Origin of the sequence: Streptomyces hainanensis (genome assembly GCF_004348415.1) — a bacterium.
Classification (GTDB): Bacteria; Actinomycetota; Actinomycetes; order Streptomycetales; family Streptomycetaceae; genus Streptomyces; species Streptomyces hainanensis.
In genome coordinates this window covers 1-3,670 of the sequence record NZ_SMKI01000629.1, presented here as the reverse complement: position 1 = coordinate 3,670, position 3,670 = coordinate 1, and the positions used below count along the sequence as shown (strand labels likewise).

4 protein-coding genes and 1 rRNA gene are annotated in these 3,670 nt (G+C 74.8%); 2 read left to right on the top strand and 3 right to left on the bottom strand.

Features of this window, described 5'->3' with window-relative positions:
• Both rrf and E1283_RS33805 read left to right on the top strand, forming a co-directional pair.
• Window positions 1-117: ribosomal RNA gene (rrf, locus tag E1283_RS33810) — 5S ribosomal RNA — on the top strand.
• An 86-nt stretch (window positions 118-203) separates the two neighbouring features.
• A complete protein-coding gene (locus E1283_RS33805; RefSeq protein ID WP_132821989.1) occupies window positions 204-596 on the top strand; it encodes a GNAT family N-acetyltransferase in 393 nt (130 codons plus the stop codon).
• Here the strand turns inward: E1283_RS33805 and E1283_RS33800 are convergent.
• From E1283_RS33800 to E1283_RS37740, 3 genes are all read right to left on the bottom strand, one after another.
• Window positions 574-1,881 carry a DUF58 domain-containing protein gene (locus E1283_RS33800; protein WP_132821988.1) on the bottom strand — a complete coding sequence of 436 codons (1,308 nt, stop codon included), beginning with the start codon at window positions 1,879-1,881 and terminating at the stop codon, window positions 574-576. The two genes, E1283_RS33805 and E1283_RS33800, sit on opposite strands and share 23 nt — an antisense overlap.
• The gene (locus tag E1283_RS33795; RefSeq protein ID WP_132821987.1) at window positions 1,881-2,873 is read right to left on the bottom strand and encodes an AAA family ATPase; all 993 of its coding nucleotides are present in this window, start codon (window positions 2,871-2,873) and stop codon (window positions 1,881-1,883) included. Before E1283_RS33795 ends, E1283_RS33800 begins: the two co-directional genes overlap by 1 nt.
• A partial coding sequence (locus E1283_RS37740) for a DUF4350 domain-containing protein (protein ID WP_341829978.1) occupies window positions 2,870-3,670 on the bottom strand: 801 nt, incomplete at its 5' end. The genes E1283_RS33795 and E1283_RS37740, both read right to left, overlap by 4 nt.

Genomic DNA, 3,670 nt, shown 5'->3' with positions numbered 1-3,670 from the left:
TCCGGTGGTCATGGCGGTAGGGAAACGCCCGGTTACATTCCGAACCCGGAAGCTAAGCCTGCCAGCGCCGATGGTACTGCATGGGGGACCGTGTGGGAGAGTAGGTCGCCGCCGGACAATTTTTGAATATGTAGGGCCCGTTGGGAAACCAACGGGCCCTTTTTGTTTTGTGGGCCCTCGTGATCCTCTGGCACCATCCGTTCATGGGCCCGAAAACAGTGTCGCTGCGGAGGATCGAACTCACCGACTGGCGTGACGTTCATTCGTGGGCCTGCCTCCCCGAAGCCTGCCGCTTCCAGCCCTGGGGGCCGAACACCGAGGAGCAGACACGGGCCTTCGTGCTCTCGGCGGTCGAGGGGTGGGCCCACAGGCCCCAGAGGAGGTTCGCCTTCGTGGCACGCTACGGGGGTGCCGTGGTGGGCATGGGAGAACTGCGCGTCCGCAGCGTCGAGCACCGGCAGGGCGAGCTCGCCTACGTCGTTCACCCGAAGCTGTTCAGCATCCTCGAGGACGAGTGGCGCTCGCTCTCCTCGCCGCCGCCCGCCGAGGCAGCCGCGTTCGGAGCAGGCCGGGTCAGAGCCGGCCGGTGGCCTTGAGGGTGAGGTAGGCGTCGGCGAGGGCCGGCGGCAGGTGTTCGGGGGAGGCTTCGACGACCGTGACGCCCAGGGCGCGGAGACGTTCCGTGGTGTGCTGGCGTTCGATCTCGTGGCGGGCCGCGGCGGCCGCCTCGTAGACGCCGGGGACGGTGCCTCGGGAGCGGGACAGCTCGGCGATCCTGGGGTCGCCGACCGAGGCCACCACGACCGTGTGGCGTCGGGTCAGGCGAGGCAGCACCGGCAGCAGTCCGCTCTCCACGGGGGCGCTGTCGAGGCCGGTGAACAGCACGATCAGCGAGCGGCGCGGCGCGCCGGCCAGGGCGGTCGTGGCCATCGCCCGGGTGTCGGTCTCGATCAGCTCGGGTTCCAGCGGCGTCAGCGCGCGGACCACCGAGGGCAGCAGGTCGCCGCCGGTGCGGCCGCGAACCGAGGCGCGGACCCTCCGGTCGAAGGCGAGCAGGTCGACGCGGTCGCCGGCCTGGGAGGCCAGCGCCGTCAGCAGCAGGGCCGCGTCCATGGCGGCGTCGAGCCGGGGGATGTCGCCGACCCGGCCGGCCGAGGTGCGGCCGGTGTCCAGGACCAGCAGCAGGTGCCGGTCGCGCTCCGGGCGCCAGGTGCGGACCGCGACCGCGGACTGCCGGGCGGTGGCGCGCCAGTCGATGGAGCGGACGTCGTCGCCCGGCACGTACTCCCGGAGGCTGTCGAACTCGGTGCCCTCGCCGCGCGTCAACACCGTGGTGCGGCCGTCGAGTTCGCGGAGCCTGGAGAGCTTGGCCGGCAGGTGCTTCCGGCTGGTGAAGGGGGGCAGCACCCGCAGCGTCCACGGCACGGCGTGGCCGCCCTGGCGGGCGGCGAGGCCGAGCGGGCCGTGGGAGCGGACGGTGACCCGGACCGGGCGGTGCTCGCCGCGCCGGGTGGGGCCGAGGACCGTGGTGAGCCGGCGCCGTTCGCCGGCCGGCACGTCGAGCCGGTGCCGCGACGCGGCGTACGAGGTGCCGGGCCGCCAGGCGCTCGGGGCCCAGGCGTCGCGGAGCTCGGCGCGCAGCGGTCGGCGGGAGGCGTTGGTGACGGTGAGGTCGACGGCGGCCTCCTCGCCGAGCCGGACACTGGTCGCGCCGCTCCTGGTCAGCAGCAGCGGACGCACCGGGGCGGCGAGCGCCAGATCGGTGAGGACGCCGGCGAGCAGCGGCAGCGCGACGGCCAGGATCCCGGTCCAGCCGGGAAGCAGGCCGGCGACCAGGGCGCCGAACGCGGCGACCAGCGCGGTGCGGCCGGTGAGCGTCATCAGCGAGGGACCGGGACGCGGGCGAGGAGGCCGGTGATGACGCCGTCGGGGGTGATGCCCTCCATCTCGGCCTCGGGGCGCAGCCTGACCCGGTGCCGGAGGGTGGGCAGGGCCAGCGCCTTGACGTCGTCGGGGATGACGTAGTCGCGGCCGGAGAGCCAGGCCCAGGCGCGGGCGGTGCCGAGCAGCGCGGTGGCGCCGCGCGGTGAGGCTCCGATGGCCAGCGAGGGCGACTCGCGGGTGGCGCGGCAGAGGTCGACGACGTATCCGGCGATCTCGGGGGCGACGGTGACCTTGGCGACCGCCGCGCGGGCGGCGGCGAGCTGCTCGGCACCGGCGACGGGGCGGACGCCGGCCGTGGTCAGGTCGCGCGGGTCGAAGCCGGCGGCGTGCCGGGCGAGGACGTCGATCTCCTGTTCCCGGCTGGGCAGCGGGAGGTTGAGCTTGAGGAGGAAGCGGTCGAGCTGCGCCTCGGGGAGCGGGTAGGTGCCCTCGTACTCGATCGGGTTCTGGGTGGCCGCGACCATGAAGGGATCCGGCAGCGGCCGGGGGAGGCCGTCGACGGAGACCTGGCGCTCCTCCATGGCCTCCAGCAGCGACGCCTGCGTCTTGGGCGGGGTGCGGTTGATCTCGTCGGCCAGCAGCAGGTTGGTGAAGACCGGTCCCGGCTGGAACGAGAACTCGGCGGTGCGGGCGTCGTAGACCAGCGAACCGGTGACGTCGCTCGGCATCAGGTCGGGGGTGAACTGGACGCGCTTGGTGTCGAGTTCGAGCGCGGTGGCCAGGGTGCGGACGAGCAGGGTCTTGGCGACGCCCGGCACGCCTTCGAGGAGGACGTGGCCCCGGCACAGCAGGGCGACGACCAGGCCGGTGACGGCGGCGTTCTGGCCGACGACGGCCTTGCCGATCTCGGCCCGCAGGGACTCGAGGGCCTGGCGCGGGTCCCCGGTGTCGGAGCCCGGAGTGTCGCTGCCTGGGGTTGGGGCGGTCACGGCGTCGAACCCTTCTGGTCGATTGAGGGGGGTCGGTCGGTTGCGGAGGTCTGGTGGGGGGAGACACGGCGTTCGAGGGCGTCGAGCGTGTCGGCGAGCCGGACCAGGTCGCGGTCGTCGGCCGGCGGCGGTCCGAACAGCAACTCGTGGACGGCGGCGGCCGGTTCGCCGGCGTGGGCGGCGACGGCCGCGGGCAGCGCGTCGGGGGCGTGGGCCGCGGACGGTGGGACGCCGACCAGCGGGGCGAGGCGGGCGCGGGTGGCCGTGCGGAGGGCGTCGGCGGCGCGGTCCCGGGCGCCGGCCTGGTGGTAGAGGCGGGCGCGGCCCTCGGTGGTCTCGGCGGCGTGGACGACGACGGGCAGCGGCTCGGTGACGACCGGGCCGAGCCGGCGGGCGCGCCAGAGGGCGGCGAGCAGCGCGGCGATCAGGAGTTGCAGGGTGGCCCAGCGCCAGCCGGGGGGGAGGAGGTCGAGGAGCGTCCGCTGGTCTTCGACGGCCGGGGCCTCCTCGGCGGTGGGCAGGTACCAGACGAGGTGGGGGCGGCTGCCGAGGAGTTGGAGGGTGAGGGCGGCGTTGCCGTACTCGGCCAGGTGCTCGTTGTGGAGCGGCTCGGCCGCGCCGAGGAGGACGGTGTCGCCGTCGCCGGTGCCGGTCGGGAGCACGGCGAGGGTGGGCATGCCGGCGGCCTGGTAGCAGCCGGTGGCGTCGGCGGGGACCTGGTAGCGGCGGCCGCCGAGGAGGGCGCTGCCGGCGCTCGTGGCGGCGGGCAGGCCGCAGTCGGGGGCGCGTTCCTGGAC